The sequence below is a fragment of the Flavobacterium sp. 40-81 genome (genome assembly GCF_001898245.1).
Classification (GTDB): domain Bacteria; phylum Bacteroidota; class Bacteroidia; order Flavobacteriales; family Flavobacteriaceae; genus Flavobacterium; species Flavobacterium inviolabile.
On record NZ_MKTM01000031.1, the window covers coordinates 171941 to 191667 of the forward strand.

General features: G+C 40.4%; 10 protein-coding genes. 4 read left to right on the forward strand and 6 right to left on the reverse strand.

Features of this window, described 5'->3' with window-relative positions:
• Positions 1–14 precede the first annotated feature (14 nt).
• Genes BGO42_RS12210 through BGO42_RS12225 form a run of 4 tightly spaced genes read right to left on the reverse strand, consistent with a single transcriptional unit; the run spans position 15 to position 8131 of the window.
• Positions 15–4787, reverse strand: a complete 4773-nt coding sequence (locus tag BGO42_RS12210; RefSeq protein ID WP_273244376.1) for a T9SS-dependent choice-of-anchor J family protein — start codon at positions 4785–4787, stop codon at positions 15–17.
• A gap of 4 nt (positions 4788–4791) precedes the next feature.
• Positions 4792–5907, reverse strand: a complete 1116-nt coding sequence (locus tag BGO42_RS12215) for an NAD(P)/FAD-dependent oxidoreductase (RefSeq protein ID WP_273244374.1) — start codon at positions 5905–5907, stop codon at positions 4792–4794.
• The gene (locus tag BGO42_RS12220; protein ID WP_177730424.1) at positions 5907–6593 is read right to left on the reverse strand and encodes a DedA family protein; all 687 of its coding nucleotides are present in this window, start codon (positions 6591–6593) and stop codon (positions 5907–5909) included. Before BGO42_RS12220 ends, BGO42_RS12215 begins: the two co-directional genes overlap by 1 nt.
• A 38-nt stretch (positions 6594–6631) precedes the next feature.
• Positions 6632–8131, reverse strand: a complete 1500-nt coding sequence (locus BGO42_RS12225) for a dicarboxylate/amino acid:cation symporter (protein ID WP_273244372.1) — start codon at positions 8129–8131, stop codon at positions 6632–6634.
• 258 nt (positions 8132–8389) lie between these two features.
• On the opposite strand from BGO42_RS12225, the gene BGO42_RS12230 reads away from it, so the two are divergent.
• Positions 8390–11743 carry a GEVED domain-containing protein gene (locus BGO42_RS12230; RefSeq protein WP_273244371.1) on the forward strand — a complete coding sequence of 1118 codons (3354 nt, stop codon included), beginning with the start codon at positions 8390–8392 and terminating at the stop codon, positions 11741–11743.
• A gap of 130 nt (positions 11744–11873) precedes the next feature.
• Positions 11874–13775: a S9 family peptidase gene (locus tag BGO42_RS12235; RefSeq protein ID WP_273244369.1), complete on the forward strand. Its 1902-nt coding sequence runs from the start codon at positions 11874–11876 to the stop codon at positions 13773–13775.
• 55 nt (positions 13776–13830) lie between these two features.
• On the opposite strand, the gene BGO42_RS12240 is transcribed toward BGO42_RS12235, so the two are convergent.
• Together BGO42_RS12240 and BGO42_RS12245 are read right to left on the reverse strand one after the other, a co-directional pair.
• Positions 13831–14673, reverse strand: a complete 843-nt coding sequence (locus BGO42_RS12240) for a T9SS type A sorting domain-containing protein (protein ID WP_273244367.1) — start codon at positions 14671–14673, stop codon at positions 13831–13833.
• A gap of 205 nt (positions 14674–14878) precedes the next feature.
• Positions 14879–16243 carry a T9SS type A sorting domain-containing protein gene (locus BGO42_RS12245; RefSeq protein ID WP_273244365.1) on the reverse strand — a complete coding sequence of 455 codons (1365 nt, stop codon included), beginning with the start codon at positions 16241–16243 and terminating at the stop codon, positions 14879–14881.
• A gap of 204 nt (positions 16244–16447) precedes the next feature.
• Between BGO42_RS12245 and BGO42_RS12250 the strand changes: the two genes are divergently transcribed.
• Positions 16448–18298 (forward strand): T9SS type A sorting domain-containing protein, encoded by a 1851-nt coding sequence (locus BGO42_RS12250; RefSeq protein WP_273244363.1) that lies wholly within the window; start codon positions 16448–16450, stop codon positions 18296–18298.
• A 358-nt stretch (positions 18299–18656) separates the two neighbouring features.
• Positions 18657–19364, forward strand: a complete 708-nt coding sequence (locus tag BGO42_RS12255) for a hypothetical protein (protein WP_273244361.1) — start codon at positions 18657–18659, stop codon at positions 19362–19364.
• Positions 19365–19727: the final 363 nt, after the last annotated feature.

The following is a 19727-nucleotide window of genomic DNA, read 5'->3' on the forward strand; positions in this document are numbered from 1 at the left end:
TATTAAAACAATTATTAGTTTTTTATAACCTTAATTAGTTTTCTTTTTTCATTTGAAGTAATTCTAACAAAATAAACTCCACTTGAATAGTCTGATAAATCTAATTTAACTTCTGTCATATCAAATTTAGAAGCATATAAGACCTGCCCGCTAATATTTACAATTTCAATGCCGGTTAGCACTTCATTATTTTGAATCGTCAGGATATTGTTTGTCGGATTTGGAAAAACTTTCAAATCCTTAAAAGCGAATTTTTCATCAGAAAGTGTGTATGGTGAAAAAGTCAGGTTATCTAACAAAGCATTATCTCCCGTTCCTGCATTTGATTTTCCTATGTGTTGAAGAGAAATCTTAATATCTGTACCCAAATATGGCGATAAATCAAATTCAAATGTTTCGAAATTATCCTGATTTGCAGTAACCGGTTTAAGAACATTACCTAATACATTACCATTAACAACCACTCTGAACATCGATTCATTATTATTATCAATATAGGTTTGCTTTAAATCAAATCGCATATATAATGACGTCATGGCATTAGGAATAATTTTCATATTAACCTTTGTAATATTGCTCCCGTTATTTTCCCACACATTCTGTCCGGTTTTCCATACAGCCGGATTACTACTTCCTCTCATCACTAAAAGTTTGTTTGAAGAATTTTCAGGATCGGGCGAATTTAATATTTTAGCATATTCTGTACTTTCTAAAAGTACCTTATCGTTAGCTCCATACTGGAAATCAAAAAATTCATTATTTGTTACTATTGTATTGGTATATCCCTCATCTAACCTGAATTGGTCCATTACGCAATTTATACTATTAGAACTCATACCGAATTTGAATTTAAAACTATAGTCTCCTGAAACAATAGGAGTAAATACGAATTTATTGTCTCCATATGCATACTCATACATTAATGCTGATTTTTCCAGTTCAGTTTCCATTGCTTCATTGGTATTTCCTCTACCAACACTTGAATATAAAAAATGATTCCCATATTGATAGCTAACCCTTGTTTTCATACTAAATGTGTATGTAGTACCTGCAGTTAATCTAAAAAGTGGCGTGAAAAAATACTGAGAGATGGTTCCGTTATTAAACCAGATATAGGATGTATCACCATAACCGGTTAATAAATAATCAAAGCTGTAACCTCCTGAACCAGGTGTGAGTTGTTGCGGAACATTCATGGATACAAATTCAGGATTTATCGTTTTAAAACAATTCGGTAAGATATTATTGCCATAAGAAGGCATTGAATTAAAATTCTCTCCCCAAGGCAGACTAATCATTTCTTCGCATGTTGTTCTAAATTTTTTAGGTCCCACAATAATACTTTCTCCTGTTAATCCGCATATTGTTTTCACATAGTAATCATATCCGGTATTAGGAATTAGCCCAGAAATAAGCATCTCGCTTCCGGAATTGGAAACTATTGTTCCGGTTCCCATAGCAAAGCCTGTTGGTCCAAATTCGATCTGTGAATTCTGAACATAATCGTAAACAATCAATGCAGAATCACTATTTACGTTTTTTGCTAAAATATTAGTAGGTTCTAAACAGAGAGGAATTACATCATAATAGATATCATCGATAAATATATAAGTATAAGTATCATTTCCTCCGTGTAAAAATGCAATATGCTTATTTGTTCCGGAATAATTAGAAAAATCAATATTAAATTCTTTTCCAACAAGCGGAATATCATTCAAACTTATAGTTGTATAAGGCTCAAAAGTTGTATAATCCAATGGATTTTCAATAGTTCCTACAATTAGATTTGTTTCTCCGCCATCTCTTTTAGCCCAAAATTTGACACGCTTATCATTACCAAAATCAGCTAAATAAGGAGATGACAGCATTCCGGGTTTATGATGTATTCCGGAGGCTGCATTATTGCCATAATAACTCAATTGGGCTGCATTAGGATTACTATTAATAGTTTCAAATGGAACATATTTTAGTAGTCCGGCAACATTAGCATTTGAAGGAGTCCAACAAAAATTTTGAATACCAGACGGCGTATTATTCTCTGAAGCATTATACTGATCAAAATTTTCGGAAAAAGGCGTTGAAACCGCACAGGAATTTCTGAAAGCATATTTTTCACTCCAATCACCATAAATACCATTTCCGCAATTATTTCTAACTCTAAACTCATATTTAGCGAATGGTATCAATCCTTCCAGTTGATAAGGATTTGAATTTACAGAAATAACCGTTCCGGAACCAGGAGTGAATCCCATTGAACCATATTCAATCTCCCAGGAATCTATATTAGCTGTTTGATTAGTAGTCCACTCCATCTTTACACTGTTATTACCCGACTGATATGCTCTTAAGCCTGTTGGCGTAGCACATTCAACCGAATAATACCTGAAATCGTCCAAATATATTATATAATCTCCGTTTGTTGATTTTTGCCTGATTCCAATATATTTATCTTGTCCGCTATACCCTGAAAAATCAACGGTATATTCCTTCCATTGATTTTCAACAAATGTGCCTGAAATATCGCGAAAAGGCGTAAATGTTGTATAATCATTCGGATCTGATAACGTTCCTATTGTTAATCCTTTAAATAAGGCATAACTATTTTGTTTGCAATACATCCAAAAGGATATTTTTTTGAAGTTATCAAAATCAATTAGTCTTGGTGTTACCAGAATATTTTTCGCACTGACATTTGGATCAGGTGCATTTATTTGATTTCTATGCATAATGGCCTTAACTCCGGAATGTGTACTTATTGGTTGCCCCGGAACATTCTGAGCTACTTTTATAAATATGTTTTCATTCCAGTATCTATTCGTAAATTGTGGTGTCAATCTCCTCCAGCAAGAATTGTTTACTTCAAAATCATCATTCTCAAAATCAATACTGTATCCTGAAACAATCCCTTCACATCTTGTTTTAAAATAACCTCTATCTGACCAACTACTAAAGTTTGCACCACATTTAGTTCTCACATAAAAATCATATTCTGTATTCCCTGACAATTGATTGATCTGAAACGGATTTGAGTTCACCGTTATCAATGTACCCGTCCCTGACAGGAATCCGGTCGGCCCGTACTCAATCTGCCATTCATGAACCGGATTATCATAATCATCCCATTTTACTATGGCAGAATTATAATCGGTCATAGTAACATTTAAATTTGTAGGCTCCTTACAGTCAGGAATATTCCCGTATACAAAATCGTCGATAAAAAAATTACCTCCTGAATTAAGATAGTCCATTGGATCTATACCTACTTTCAAAGCGATATAATGATGATTCAATTCATTGTTATAATTATCAAGATATACTATATGCTTTTTCCAATACCTGTTCTTATGCTGCCCTCCTATTTCATTCATTTCACCTGGCGCAATGGTTTTAAGAGGAGTAAAAGTTGTCTCTTCATTTGGATTGGACATGGTTCCAATGATAATAGGATGAGAATTATAATTATTAAATCCGTTCGATATTAAATAGAACGCTATTTTTTTATTATCATCTAAATCCTGTATGTAAGGTGTAATAAGGTAAGCTTTTTGATCTGCTGTTGATCCACCAATATTAATATTTATTAGTTTACTACCTGTTCTGGGCAGAACAGAAAGATATAAATTTGTCGAAATCTGACTAATACTGCCGCTCCCTTGTGTTAAACCTGTCCAACATGGATCTAAATATTCCGTTTCCAAAAAAGAAGTTGAATATCCTTCTGTCAAAGGAGTACATATCGTTGTAAAAGGAATTACAGATGACCAGTTTGAATATAGACCTCCTCCGCAATTAGCTCTGATTTTCACTTCGTAATTCGTATTTCCGGATAAATTTTCAAGAACAACCGGATAATTAGTCGTTGTGAAAACATTTGTGATCCCATTTTTTAAATTCTTTAAACTTACTTCCCGGGCATCTTGTCCTGAAGCTGTAAAATTTAATTGAGCTGTATGCTGTGAAATATCAGAAACATTGACATTTGTAAGATCGAAACAATTAACAGACTGTTCATAACTAAAATCATCAAAATAAACCGTTCCGTTATTCCCTGAACTTTTAACAGCAATATACTGGTCTTCAGAATTATAATTATTCATAAATACAGTCTCCTTCACAAAAGTACTTCCATTATTATACGTAACTGTTTTTAAAGGATGAAATGTCGATGGATCATACGGATTGGTTATTGTTCCATAAATAACTTTTGAACTATTCGATGTAGCCACGTAAAATGAAAACTTCTTATCAGTAGCCAAATCTGTGATTTTCGGAGACACCAACATTAACCCACGATCTCCACTCCATGAATAAAATAATGATTTTCCGGCTGTACCATTATATAAAAAATTTGTTTCTAAGATATTACTACCATTAATCGACGTTGTATTTTCTAATCTGTATCCTCTCCATCCTTCACTAATAGCCGAAGAATTAAAATCATAGCTATATCCGGTAGATTTACTTATCAAATCATATTCTTCGTTTACCGTAACAGGTTCCGACCATTCACTCCACCAATAAGCCATCAGGCTCTTTACAGAAAAATCCATTTTTACAAATGGATTTAACCTTAATGTATAGGAATTACTATTTATATTTGAATTAATCTGAGTATAGACAGAGTCTGACGTTGGTTTATATTTTAATTGCCAAAAATTATATACGTTAGTTACCTTATAATTCCCTGAAATATCCAATACTGCATTATGCTGAGATTGCATATTAGTTTGAGAAAAAAGAAATAAAAATGCAAATAAGGCTTTGCTGACCAAGTATTTTTTCACCATGTTTTTATATTAAATCTGCTAATTCCTTACCAATTAAACTGCCGATAGCGACACCCATTCCGCCTAAACGAACCCCACAATATACGTTTTGTGACAATTGCTGTACTATTGGGTTTTTATGGGAACCCATTCCCATAATACCGCTCCAGCGATGTTCGATACGGACTTCCTGACCGGGCAAAATTACATTTTTTAACAATGTTTCCAATCGGTTTTGAATTAATTCTGTTTCTCCGAATTGCGTGGTAGTCTCTCCTTCAAAGTCCAGATTTAGTCCGCCGCCAAAAAGAATCCTGTCGCCGATATTCCGGAAATAATAATAACCGCTGTCTATATGAAAGGTTCCCCGGATATCTAAATTCGGGATGGGCGCTGTGATCAGTACCTGTGCCCTTGCCGGACGAACGGCACCGTTAGTGAGCGTTCCGGCAAATCCGTTGGTCGCAAACAGCAATTTCTTTGTGGTAAAAACAAAGTCATTCGTGTTCACTTCAACCCCGTTTCCGTTATCATGATAACCGGAAACCGTCTGGTAATTTAAAATAAGTATATTGTTTACAACGGCTTCTTTCAGCAGTGCCTGCATCATGTTACCGATATCGATCTGCCCTTCAAAAGGGTTAAAGATCAGGTATTCCTGAATGCCTTTAAAATCAAAACGGTCTACTTCTTTTGAAAAAACATCCGCACGAAAGAGCGGTTTTAATACCTCATTTATAAAAGGCAGTTTTTGCAGGCATTCCGTATACGAAGCTTCATCATCTTGTAAAAAGAGCTCATAACCGCCATAAGGCTTAAAGTCAATCACGGAATCACCCAGCCGTTTGCGGAGCATTTGCAGCCCTTGCCAGCGTTTTTGGATGAGTCCGATAACCTCTTCTTCGGTATGATTTTTTAAATCCTCAATAATTTCCGAAAGGCTGCCAAAACAGGCAAAGCCGGCATTTTTAGTGCTGGCTCCCTGCGGAAGCGGCCCTTTTTCGAGTATGATGATCTTGCTATCGGGAAATTTTTCACGAAGCCGTAAGGCGGTATGAAGGCCAACGATTCCGCTTCCTACTACGGTATAATCCACATTGGAAAACCAGTTCTTTACTTCCCAATAACTAAGGTTAAGCATTAGCTTCTTTTCTCTTTTATTTTGTTTTTAAAGTAATTGATCGCCAAAGGTGACGTCGATACCACAATAATGATGATGATGATGTATTCAATATTCGCTTTCAGATCCAGATTGTGATTGTCCAGCAAATAACGATACAGGTAATGCCCTGAGAAGATCAGTACAAACGACCATAACACCGAGCTTACGATGTTATAGAACATAAATTTCTTTTTCTCCATCCTCACAATCCCGGCTACAATAGGAGCAAATGTTCTCAGGATTGGTAAAAAACGGGCAAATATGATTGCTCTTCCTCCATGTTTTTCAAAAAACAAACGGGATTGAATCAGGTATTTTTTCTTAAACCAAAAGTTATCTTCTTTAGAGTACAGGAAGTGGCCGCTTTTTGCACCAAACCAGTACCCGAATATATTTCCGATAATTCCGGATATCGCTACCAAAGTAGAAAGCAAAGCCACATTGGCAAAATCGCCTTTAATATCAAAAAGCTCTTTCATTAATACTTCGCTGTAAATTCCGGAAAGGAATAACAGGCTGTCACCCGGCAAAAAGAATCCGGCAAATAAACCGGTTTCTGCAAAAACGATAAACAATACTACATAAATACCAATGTGATGCCCTCCTATTTCTAAGTTAATATAAAATTCAGGGTTCAACAATTGTGTCCACTTAAAGCCTTCCATAATTTTTTTGTGTCTTTTTTATAATATTCGTTTTCGTTTTATTCGCTTGTTTCCCATTTATCTACTGCTGTAGTAGCCAGGGCATTACCCAATACGTTTGTCATACTTCTTGCCATATCGCAGAAATGGTCAATTGGCAGGATCAATGCAATACCTTCCGGCGGGATTCCGAACATCGCACAGGTGGCAACTACCACAATCAGGGATGCTCTGGGTACTCCGGCAACGCCTTTACTGGTTAACATCAATACCAGAAGCATGGTCAACTGTTTTTCTATTGGCATATCAATACCATAAACCTGGGCAATAAAAATACTGGCAAAGGTCATATACATCATACTACCGTCAAGATTAAACGAATACCCCAATGGTAAGGTAAAAGACACGATTCTGCTCTGACAGCCAAAACGCTCCAGTTCTTCAACCAGTTTCGGGAAAACCGCTTCACTGCTTGTCGTAGAAAAGGCAATCAGCAACGGACTCTTAATGCGTCGCAGTAATTCCCAAAGACGTTTTCCTAAAATAATATACCCAACGGTTAGCAATACTACCCACAGTAAAGCTATTCCTATTGCAAAATCCAGTAAATATTTGGCATAAAGCCCGAAGATCTCGAATCCGTAACTGGCTACTGCCGCCGCTACTGCTCCAAAAACTCCCAAAGGCGCTACCCACATAATATAGGTAACCATTTTTAAAATAACATGCGAAATAACATCCAGTGATTTGATCATCGGTTTCGCCACACGGCCCAATGATGCCAGCGCAATTCCGAACAGGATCGAGAAAATTACAATCTGTAAAATCTCATTGGTTGCCATCGCTTCAAAAATACTTTTCGGAACCACGTGTTTCACAAACTCTTCCAATGAAAATGACTGTGTTTTTTCCAATAACTCTCCCGCCGATGAAGTGTCCTCCATCTGAATGGATGTTCCTTTCCCGGGTTTAAGCCAGTTTACCAGGATCATCCCCAACAGTAACGACATCAGGGAAGCCGAAATAAACCATCCCATTGCTTTTGCGCCTACACGGCCTACCATTTTCATATCGCCCATTTTGGCAATCCCCACCACAAGTGTGGAAAACACTAACGGTGCGATAATCATCTGAACCAGACGGATAAAAATCGTCCCCAGTAATTTTATCTTCTCAGAAAACGAATCAATATTATCGATTGCGGTAACCGATTCGTTTTTTGACTTAAACGTTTTATCTAATTTTAAATTGTTGTTCTTTGCCAGAATTGCAGGAACAAAAGCGATCTTTTTTCCGGTTACTACCAAAGGCATCACCTCAGCATCCGGAGCAAGCGTTTTTTGAAATTCTTTATATTCAAGACTGTCTTTTACGACAAACACTTTTTGAGTATGTTTTACCCCATCATTTGTTAAAAAAACAAGTTCATCTTCACCTTGTTTTGCAGGGGTATACCGCAGCGTATTTCCTTTTCCGAAAGCGTTTACCAGAAACCCCAGAAGTATCCCTAATATTAATGATATGATAATCGCAATAAACAGTTTGTTGTTACTTTTCACGTGCCGATAATTTTAGTCCGTGAAAATAGTTATATTTTTCCAAACTTTCCGCCCCTGTTTTCATAAAAAGCGAATTTAACACCCTCTTTTGGCTTCTTTTTTTACAACTAATTTAAAAAAAAGCCTCCTATACCAATTTACCAAAACAAAAAGATAAGATTAAGATAAGGTTCACTTATGCGCTTTTTTATTTTAATTAAATGAAAATGTTAAAATACCTTTGTTATACCATGAATTAACCTAAAACACTACCAACTTATGAAGCGTAAATTACTTTCGTTTGCTTTATTAGCAATAACAAGTTTTTCCTTTGCCCAAAGCGGAAACTCTTTCTGGAAAGTGTCTTCAAAAAAAAGTAGCCAGACTACTTTTGAAAAAAGAGCACCACTTCCTACAAAAAACTTGTTTGATCTTGATGTCAGCGGACTAAAAACAGCCTTGTTAAAATCGCCGGACAGATCCTTAACCTATACAAAATCAACGGTAATAATCGCCTTTCCAAATGCCGATGGTGAACTGGAGCGATTCCGCATGACCGAAGCCTCCGTTTTTGCACCGGAACTTGCCGCGCGTTATCCGGAAATAAAATCATATATTGGTCAGGGAATCGACGATCCGTCTGCCATTATCCGCATCAGCGTTTCGCCACTTGGCATCCAGAGTATGCGAACAGCTGCCGATAAGCAAACGGTTTTTATAGAGCCTTTTTCTACCGATTTAAAAACATATTCCATTTACAAACGTTCCGACAAAGTAGCCGGATTTACAAAATTTGAATGTGAAGTGCTGGATCATGCCATGTCCAAAGTTGGCGGCTCCGGAGAAGCTTTACGTCCTAATGCAGACGACAGCACGTTGCGGACTTACCGCCTGGCCATGTCTGTAACCGGAGAATACACCACTTACCATGGCGGAACAAAAGCCCTGGCCTTAGCCGCTATTAACAACACCATGACCCGTGTGAACGGTGTTTTTGAAATGGATTTCGGGGTTCGGATGGTTTTAATTGCCAATACCGATGCGGTAATCTACACCAGTGCAGGCAGCGATCCGTACGGAAGTACCGATGCCAATTACAACTCTGAATTACAATCCACACTAACCAGTGTTATCGGAGCAGCCAATTATGATATCGGGCATTTAATGTCGGCTATCGGAAACAACGGTAATGCCGGCTGTATTGGCTGTGTTTGTAAATCCAATAAAGGAAGCGGATTTACCACCAGTACCGTTCCGGTGGGTGACAATTTTGATATTGATTTCGTAGCCCACGAAATGGGACATCAGTTTGGTGCGAACCACACCTTTACATTCAGCAATGAAGGAACCGGTGTGCAAAACGAACCGGGTAGCGGAACCACCATCATGGGCTATGCCGGAATTACCGGAGCAACCGATGTACAGGCACACAGCGACCCGTTCTTCCATGCCGTAAGCATACAGCAGGTAACCAATTATATCAAAACAACAACCTGTCAGACCAATACCGCAACCGGAAATGCGGTTCCTACAGCCGATGCCGGAGCCGACTATACGATTCCGAAAGGAACGCCTTTTATGCTAACCGGAGCCGGAACCGATGCCAATGGCGACGCTTTGACCTACTGCTGGGAACAAATGAATTCCGGAACCTCAACCACAACATACCCGAGCGTAACCGCTACATCCGGACCAGCCTTTAAATCATTTATACCAACCACATCGGGCGTACGTTATTTCCCGCAGCTGTCTACCGTTAAAACCGGAGCCACCTCATGGAAATGGGAAGCAGTGCCAAATGTTGCCCGAACAATGAACTTCCGTTTAACCGTTCGCGACAATCGCGCCGGCGGACCGGCAAACAACAGTGACGATATGGTCGTTACCGTTAATGCCACAGCCGGACCATTTACCGTAAGCGCACCCAATACAGCCGTATCCTGGGCAGCCGGTTCGACACAAACCGTAACCTGGAATGTAGCCGGAACAACTGCTAATGGTGTAAATGCTGCCAATGTGGACATCCTGTTATCAACAGACGGCGGTAATACCTACCCTATCACAATACTGGCAGGAACACCAAACGACGGTACACAAGCCATCACCGTACCGAATAATCCGGGAACACAAAACCGGATCATGGTAAAAGGCTCCAATCATATCTTCTTTGATATCTCCAATGTAAACTTTACCATTACCGGCGGCACCGGCGGCGATACTCAGGCTCCTACTGCGCCAACAAGCTTAGCCGCTTCCGGAACAACGCAAACCACAACCAATCTTTCCTGGACAGCCGCTACAGATAACGTAGCCGTAACCGGATATGATGTTTACAGAGGAACAACATTGTTAACAACGGTAACCACAACTACCTATACTGCTACCGGACTTACTGCGAATACGGCCTATACTTTTTCCGTAAAAGCAAAAGATGCTGCCGGGAATATCTCTGCAGAAAGCAACATCGTAAACGTAACCACCTTGCCGGCTACTGCTGCGTATTGTACCTCTAAAGGAAACAGCGTTGCCGACGAATATATCGGACGTGTGCAGTTAGGAACCATCAACAACGCTTCGACCGGAGGAACGGGTTATTCCGATTTCACCAGTATTTCCACAAACCTGTCAAAAGGAACGGCCTATACCATTACCGTAACACCAACATGGACCGGAACGGCCTATGCGGAAGGTTTCGCTGTATGGATTGACTATAATGGCGACAAGGACTTTGACGATGCCGGAGAATTGGTTTGGAGCAGAACCGCTTCGACTGCCACACCGGCAACCGGAACTTTCACAATACCGGCAACAGCAATTACCGGAGCGACCAGAATGCGCGTTTCAATGAAATACAACGGGGTTCCAACAGCATGTGAAGCCTTCTCATACGGAGAAGTGGAAGATTATACCGTAAACCTGCAAACCGGAGGCACCACACCGGTTACTTATTGTACTTCTAAAGGAAACAGTGTTTCCGACGAATATATCGGGCGTGTTCAGTTAGGAACCATCAACAACGCTTCGACCGGAGGAACAGGTTATACCGATTTCACCAGCATTTCCACAAATCTTGTAAAAAGTTCTTCCAACACCATTACGGTAACCCCAACATGGACCGGTACCGCTTATTCCGAAGGATATGCCGTTTGGATCGACTATAACCAGGATGGTGATTTTGCCGACAGCGGAGAATTAGTATGGAGCAAAACCGCTTCTACTGCCACACCGGCAACCGGTTCATTCACCGTTCCGGCTACGGCTTTGAGCGGCGCGACCAGAATGCGTGTTTCAATGAAATACAATGCTGTTCCAACAGCCTGCGAAGCCTTCTCTTACGGAGAAGTGGAAGATTACACGGTGAATATCGTAAACGCAGCTAAAGAAGACGGCTTCGGAAGAGGAAACACCATAGCCGACATCCAGCTGTATCCGAATCCAACCAGCGATATTTTAAACATCACAGCCGTTTCAGAAAAAGCAACGTTCCGAATCTTCAACCTTTTAGGACAGGAAGTAATAAAAGGAAGCATAAACAACAACATTGTTAATGTGAACACCATCACTTCCGGAAATTATATTCTGGAAATAAATGATAACGACACTGTTGTCAGCAAACGTTTTATCAAGCGATAAGTTTAAAACCGATTGATTCCTGAAAGCGACCTTAACTACATAAGGTCGCTTTTTTTTACGGCACAACCTCCTTTCGGATAGCAATAAAATGTTTACTTTTAAGGTTTCTTTTTAAAAAAATAAATACCCAATGAAAAAACTCCTTATTTTAACCCTTGGTATGATGGGACTAACAGCCGCAGCACAAGAGACCTTAACACCGGATTTACTCTGGAAATTAGGCAGACTTTCCCCTATCGGGATTTCTAAAGACGGGAAGAATATTGTTTATAAAGTGGCAACTCCTTCTATTGAAGAGAACAAATCCAACGCTAAATACTACACCATTCCTGTTAATGGCGGTGTTGCAACAGAAGTTCCGGATGTAAAAGACCTGGTTGCCGACAAAAACCTGTCGCCGGATGGCAAGTACATCCTGTCACACAAAGAAGTAAAAGTATCCCGGGTATTAGGAAAAGATTTTTATCCGGAACTAAAAAAATCGGAAGCCCAAATTTATAACGAACTGGATTACCGCCATTGGGATACCTGGAATGACGGAACACACAACCACGTTTTTTATGCTGAAAATGCCGATAAGGCAAAAGCGATCGACATCATGAAAGACGAACCGTATGATTCACCTCAAAAACCTTTCGGTGGTGATGAAGATTATATCTGGTCACATGACGGATCTAAAATCATTTATGTTTCCAAAAAACAATACGGAACCAACTATGCGATCAGCACCAATACTGATCTGTACGAATACGATATCAACACTAAAAAAACAAGAAACCTTACCGATGAAAACATGGGATACGATACGCATCCGATGCTTTCACCAAATGGTGACTTAACGTGGCTGCAAATGAAGCGCGACGGCTATGAGGCCGATAAAAATGACATTATCGTACGTCACAAAGAAAAAGATATCAATTTAACCGCAGCCTGGGACGGAACTGTGGACAGCTTTAAATGGAGTGCCGATGGTAAAAAGGTATATTTCATTGCCGCTGTTGACGGAACCAAACAACTTTTTGAAGTAAACTTCCCGGGACTGACTAAAATCGCTGTTCGCGTGACGCAAATTACAAATGGTGATTTCGATGTTAGCGAACTTATTGGTGTTTCCGGAAACAATGCTATTGTTACGAGAACCGACATGAATCATGCACCGGAAATTTATGCTTATGATTTAAAGAAAAAAACATGGAAACAGTTAACCACTGTTAACAACGATCTTTATGGCAAACTGACTTTAGGTAAAACCGAAAGACGGTATGTAACCACAACAGACGGTAAAAAAATGCTGGTATGGGTGATTTTACCGCCAAACTTCGACAAGACTAAAAAATACCCTACGTTATTATATTGTCAGGGCGGACCGCAATCGGCTTTAACACAAAGCTATTCTTTCCGTTGGAATTTCTCCCTGATGGCTTCACAGGGTTATATCATTGTAGCGCCTAACCGTCGCGGTATGCCGGGCCATGGGGTGCAGTGGAATGAACAGATCAGTAAAGACTGGGGCGGACAGGTAATGGACGATTATCTTTCGGCTATTGACGACATGGCAAAAGAGCCTTATGTAGACAAAACCCGTTTGGGAGCTGTTGGCGCGAGCTACGGAGGATATTCGGTATTCTACCTTGCCGGTATTCACAAAAACCGTTTTAAAACATTCATCTCACACTGTGGTGTGTACAACCTGGAAAGCATGTATGGTACCACCGAAGAAGTATTCTTCAACAACTGGGATCATGGCGGACCTTACTGGCAGGAAAACAATGTAGTTGCACAAAAGGCTTACAACCAGTTTAACCCTATAAAACTGGTAAACAACTGGAATACTCCAATCATGATTATCCAGGGAGGAAAAGATTACCGTGTGCCGATCGGACAAGGACAGGAAGCCTTCCAGGCAGCACAGCTAAAAGGTATTAAGAGCCGTTTTATGTATTTCCCGGAAGAAAATCATTGGGTTACAAAACCTCAAAATGCTTTGGTGTGGCAGCGTGAATTCTTTAAATGGTTAAAAGAAACATTATAAAATAAAAAATCCCTCAGGTAATTCCTGAGGGATTTCTTTTTAAGGTTGTATTCAACTATTTTTTAACCATCTTGAACGTTTCTTTACCGGCTCCGGTATTTGCCTGAACAACGTAGTTACCGCTGGCCAAACCGGAAATGTCGATTTGTCCTTCATTAGCATTCACTTTCGTTTCAAGCACTTTTTGACCTAAAAGGTTAAACACCGCTACGTCTGAAACCGTTTCATGGCTGGAAAAATGCAATACATTTTCTGCCGGATTCGGATAATATTTAACGACCGCTGCTTTTTCGAATTCGCTGGTTGCAAGAACACCATTCACCACCAAAGCATCTACTGTAGTCGAATAACCATAATCGGTTTCTACCTCAACAGCGATCTGATATGTTGCAGAAGGATCCGGAAGTGCAATATCTCCCGAAGAAGTCCAGGCAGTAACATTAGAATGGAACTCAGCAATTTGTACCCAGGCAGAAGTTGCAGAAGTTCTGTAAAAGATTCGCAACCAGTTTTGATCCGGATTCCAATAAGGATTTCTGAAATGGAAACTTACCGTAGGGTTTGTCACACCGGATAAGTTCAATACCGGGCTCACTAATTTCGTCTTATCAAAAAGATGGGAAGTTCCCGGGTAATTGGCAAATTTCACGCCTTCATAAGCACTCACTCCTGTTCCGCCTGTAGAAGGCGAGGTAGCAAATGTCCATGACATATTATTCACTTCATAAATCTGAGTCCAGCTGCCGCGGGTTGGCGAACTGTCTTCAAATGTTTCCATCCAGGGAAAAGTGGAAATCTGGGCATTCGCCGCAACAGTAAAAACAAATAGTAAAACAGTCAGGCTGCACTGTTTTAAGAAAGGGGTAAAAAACAAATGCTGGGGATAGTTTTGCTTCATAATTAATGATTTTTAATTTATTAATATTAATTCAAATGTATTAAAATTTTTATAATACAACAGAAAAACAAACTTTTTCATAAACTATCAATAAAAAACAATTCACAAAAATCACAAAACTCTAAAGAATAGTCCCAAAACATTATTTTTATAAAGAAAAAGCCCCAAAGGAACACTTTGGGGCTTTTTTCTTTAACAGGCGATTTTAATCTTTAAGTATTTTAAATTTCTGGGATTGTCCGTTTTCGGTATAAAACGTAACGAGATACAACCCGGAAGAAAGATTGTCAAGTCCTATTGCCTGTTCTCCGGAAGCGATTGCACCGCCTTTTATTTTCTGTCCCAGCAACGAATATACTTCATATTGATGCCATGCCGGAGCATTTTCCCAATACAATTTATCTTTAACGGGATTCGGATAAAGATTCAGATCCGCAGCCGTAAATTCGCCGGTTCCCAGCGGACATCCCAACACGAGTTTCGGAAGCAGCTGATTCGTAGTCGTTCCGTCGCCAAAACGGCCATTGCCGTTATAGCCCCATGCCCACAGGGAATTATCGTTTTTGATCGCAAACGAGCAAAAGCTACCGGCCGAAACACTTTTCCAGTCATTCTCCGTTCCAACCTGAGTAGGAACCGGTAAGTTAACGGAATTATGGCCGTTCTGGGTAGCAATTGTATTGCCCCATTGCCATAAGGTCCCGTCTGATTTTACAGCAACCGAATGAAATGTACCGTTGGCAATATCCAGCCAGGTATCTGTACCCAGCTGAAAAGGCGTATTTCTATTAGTCGTGGTTCCGTCACCCAATTGCCGCTGGTCGTTTTGTCCCCAAACCCACAAGGTTCCGTTTGTTTTCAATGCCAGCGTATGAGTTCCTCGTGCTGCCGAAATTTTCAACCAGTCATTATCGGTTCCTATCTGCGTGAGCACATACTGAGAGCCATTATTCCCGTTTCCAAGCTGACCGAACTGATTCCCTCCGCAGCCCCATAAAGTACCGTTGTTTTTTATGACAAATGAACGGAAATAGGAGGCTGAAATTGCCTTCCAGTCATTTGCCGTTCCTATCTGGGTGGGTGCAAAAAGATTGGTATTATTCTGGTAATTCCCCAATTCACCTGCTCCGTTATTGCCCCAGCCCCATAACGTACCGTCATTTTTCAGTGCTAATGTGTGCAGGTTTCCTCCGGATATCGTTTTCCAGTCTGTTGCCGTTCCCACCTGAACGGGAACCAGCCCTTCCGGAGCAGTACCCGCTCCTAATTGCCCTACTTCGTTATTACCCCAGGACCATAAAGTACCATCGTGTTTTAACCCGACAGTATGCATACGTGCCGGTGCAATTTCTTTCCAGCCAACAGCCGATACAACCTGAATGGGTGCTAATCGTTCCAGTTTTGTCCCGTCACCCAATTGTCCGTACTGATTTCTCCCCCATGTCCATAACGTGCCATCCGGCCGAAAAGCAAAAGAATTTTCATCCGAAGAAAATATCGTTGTGACACATTGTGCATACCCGCTGACAGCAAAGGTTGCCGTTAATAATAAGAGTAGTTTTATTTTCAAAATCGATCGTTATTAAGGTTACACTTTGTATTTTTTTAACAAAAAAGCTATGCAATGTATTACATATTATGCAATGTTTAAAAATAAAATCACTATTTTACACAACAAAAAAGAATTAATTCCTTTAAAATGACACAATATTTACATTTTTATATACATTTCCATTTTCAGCCTATACACTTATAACAATCAAATTTTAAATGAATGAAAAGAATACTACTCTGTAGCTGTTTGCTGTTAAACACCCTGGCTTTTTCACAAAATTACCAATGGCAATGGGCGAAAAGCGGCGGCGGAAATGCCAGAGGCCTCAACGAATCCCCGGATGCTTACTGGCAATCTTCGGAACAGATTTTTGACATCATTACCGATAGCGACAACAATTACTATTACCTGGCAACTATTTCACAGGGCAATACCCATATTGCCGGCCAGCCTGTTACTACATACAACGGTGCGGTAGCCGGTAATGACATCGCAATATTCGCAACGAATTGTGAAGGGGAATATTTATGGAGCCGGATAATCGGCGGCAGTCAGCAGGACACTGCCTATAAACTGGCAGTAGACAACCATGGCGGAATTTATACAGCCGTTAATGTGCTGAACAGCGCCTATGAAGGCTCCAATTTATTCCCACCCCGTTTTAGCGACAACAACAGCCTGCCTTACACCCCGATTGATAACAGCCAGATCAGCGAGGCCTGGAAAACCAGTTTTCTATTAAAATACAATGCTGCTGACGGCAGCTTATTGTGGCGTAAAAATTTGCAGGGCGCCGTAAACAGCCAAAACCGCAATGCCAATGCCTACCAGGTAGCGATTGACAGCAACGGCATCCTACACCTGATGGTAGGCTATAGCAAAGGAACTCATTTAAATGGCGCCATTACCGTTCCCGATACCTTTAGCACTACCTACCAGTATTATATTGTAAAATTTGACGTGCAGGGAAATCTACAGGGAAGTCCTATAGTATTACCGGCAGCCGGTACTTTTCTGGATTACCATACCGATTTCAGGTACAATGAAAACCTGAACACCTATTATATAGCCGGTACCCGAAACAATGGTGGCGGTACTTTTCTGCCGCTGGCATACAACAACATCGCTATAGAAGGCCGATCGTATGTACTGGCTATAAATGCTGCAAACGGTTCCGAAAGATGGCGCAAAGAAATGAATACTACCGATACGCAATTTGACGACAGTCGTATTTATGATCTTAAAATAGATTCGAATAATGACATTTATATTGGCGGTAAATTCTTTAATACCGGTAATGCGCCCTTGCTTTTCGGCACGCATACACTCAGCAATAATCTTACCGGCAACATTCCTTTTATTTTAAAAATGAACAGCAACGGCGATGTACAATGGAGCAAAGTTCCGAGTGCCTATATCGATCCTTTAGTGGCAACGGGGCGACACGCTGCCTATGAAGTCGCGCTGAATGGCAATGAAGTTGCTCTGGCTACTCATGGTCGGTCATCGGTTTGGGATGCTTTTTCTATTGACAGGCCGCAGGGACACCGGACAGATCCGGTTTTGATCCGGTTCAGCAAACAAAACGGAAACGTCATCGGCCTGCACGATATTATGAGTATGCCGGGGTTTGACGACGCTATCACAGCGGTTACTGCCGATAATGACGGCAACTATGCCGTGGGCGGTTATTTCCGGTATAATCTTTTTTCCAACAATCCGAATAGTATCCCGACATTACTCAACACAGCCGGAACCGGTAGTTATACCGATTTCTTTTTTGCAAAACTGGCCGCAACCGAATGCGGCGTACCGCTGAGCAGTAAAGCGTTTGGAAAAACATCCGCAACATTGTATCCTAACCCATCGGCTGATGTGGTTTATATTGACAGCCCGGAAACAATACTCCGCTATGAACTTTACAATCTTTTAGGACAGCGTTTATACAGCAATACGCTGGCGCAAAATGAGCAACGCATTTCTTTGCAAAATCTGGCTTCCGGCACTTATTTTGTAAAACTGCTAACCCGGCAGGGAGCAAGCATAATCGAAAAAATCATCAAAAAATAACGGCTTTCAGCCTGCCTATAGCCAATGCGGAGTACAGTACTCCGCATTGGCTTTCAAAATATTCCGTTTTTAAAAAGCTAAGCACACAGTACTTTCCGGAATAGTTAATTCAAAATTATTCCTATATTTATCGCGCTGATCATCCGGTATTACCGGATCACAGCAACGCTCCCCCAACCAACACAACCGCTCCCTTTTTCAATCCGTTTATCCACTGTTAAACGGACAGCATGGTTGTATATCATTATCAGCGCCCCTCGCAAATAACACAGGAAGGACACAAACCGTCTTTTCCTGATTTAAAAGACTATAAACGAAGAACGTAAAAGCCGGAATATCAATATTTAATCTATACACCATGAAATCATCTTCCGAATCAGGCTTTGGAGCCCGGGCGGCTAATGCCGAAAAGTTAGTAACCGCCTTACAGTATTTTGACAACTATCAGCCACAAAAGCCCGGCCAGGGTTTTGCTGCATTCAGCGCGTTGCTGCTGATTGTAAAAGAAAAGAATCGTATGGTTGCCGAAAAAAGGCAAAACTATTCGCTGGCGGTCGAAAACCGAAAGCAGCTTTTTACAAGCGGCGAAAATGCCATCCGCAAACTACTTTCCCCTATCAGAGCTACCATCCGGGCCAGTTTTGGAAAAACGTCCAAACAGGCACATGACATTAACAGCATCATTGCAAAAATCAGGGGAACCAATAAAACCTACAATGTTGACAGGAGCAGTATTGAAAACAACGTCAGCCTGTCTTACCGATCGTTTGGTTCGCAGGCACAGTTCTTCTCTGATTTGATTGTTAATCTTGAAAATTTCGGAGCGGCTTATGCGCCTTCCAACAGTAATTTGTCCATTACCGCCTTAAAAAACCTACTGGCTGAGGCTACCGAAGCGAATAACCTGCTGATGGCTGTTTATACCGAACTACGTCAGGCAAACAGGAACCGCATTACTGCCCATGCAGAACTGTCTGCCACCGCACAGGGCATCAAGGACAGCGTTAAAGCGCAATACGGAACCCAAAAGTCAGAATACCGGCTCATTAAAGGATTCAAAATATAGTTCTTAAAGCGTTACAACTACCGGTAGTATTCCTGATACTACCGGTAGTTTGTTTTCCGGATATTTTTAAGGAAGCATCCCTGACCTAAAACATCACTTCTCTTTCACAAACCACTGCATTCCCTTAATCAATACTTACATGATTTAGATATTGTTATGCATCATCATAACTTTCAGCTGCACAAAAACAATCATTCCTTGCATTGCTAAAAATTGTTGTGCATTGTTATCATTTTTTCTTGCACTACCTCAATAAATCATTGCATTATCAAAAGCAACTTGTGCATCGCGTTATCACTTTATCGTTTTATCAGTTGTATTAAATGAAAGAAAATACTTTTCACAAAAGTGAACAAAAGCATA

Coding starts and splice junctions, on each gene's coding strand:
- BGO42_RS12210 (WP_273244376.1), bottom strand. CDS start 4,787: ATGGTGAAAAAATACTTGGTCAGCAAAGCCTTATTTGCATTTTTATTT.
- BGO42_RS12215 (WP_273244374.1), bottom strand. CDS start 5,907: ATGCTTAACCTTAGTTATTGGGAAGTAAAGAACTGGTTTTCCAATGTG.
- BGO42_RS12220 (WP_177730424.1), bottom strand. CDS start 6,593: ATGGAAGGCTTTAAGTGGACACAATTGTTGAACCCTGAATTTTATATT.
- BGO42_RS12230 (WP_273244371.1), top strand. CDS start 8,390: ATGAAGCGTAAATTACTTTCGTTTGCTTTATTAGCAATAACAAGTTTT.
- BGO42_RS12235 (WP_273244369.1), top strand. CDS start 11,874: ATGAAAAAACTCCTTATTTTAACCCTTGGTATGATGGGACTAACAGCC.
- BGO42_RS12240 (WP_273244367.1), bottom strand. CDS start 14,673: ATGAAGCAAAACTATCCCCAGCATTTGTTTTTTACCCCTTTCTTAAAA.
- BGO42_RS12250 (WP_273244363.1), top strand. CDS start 16,448: ATGAAAAGAATACTACTCTGTAGCTGTTTGCTGTTAAACACCCTGGCT.
- BGO42_RS12255 (WP_273244361.1), top strand. CDS start 18,657: ATGAAATCATCTTCCGAATCAGGCTTTGGAGCCCGGGCGGCTAATGCC.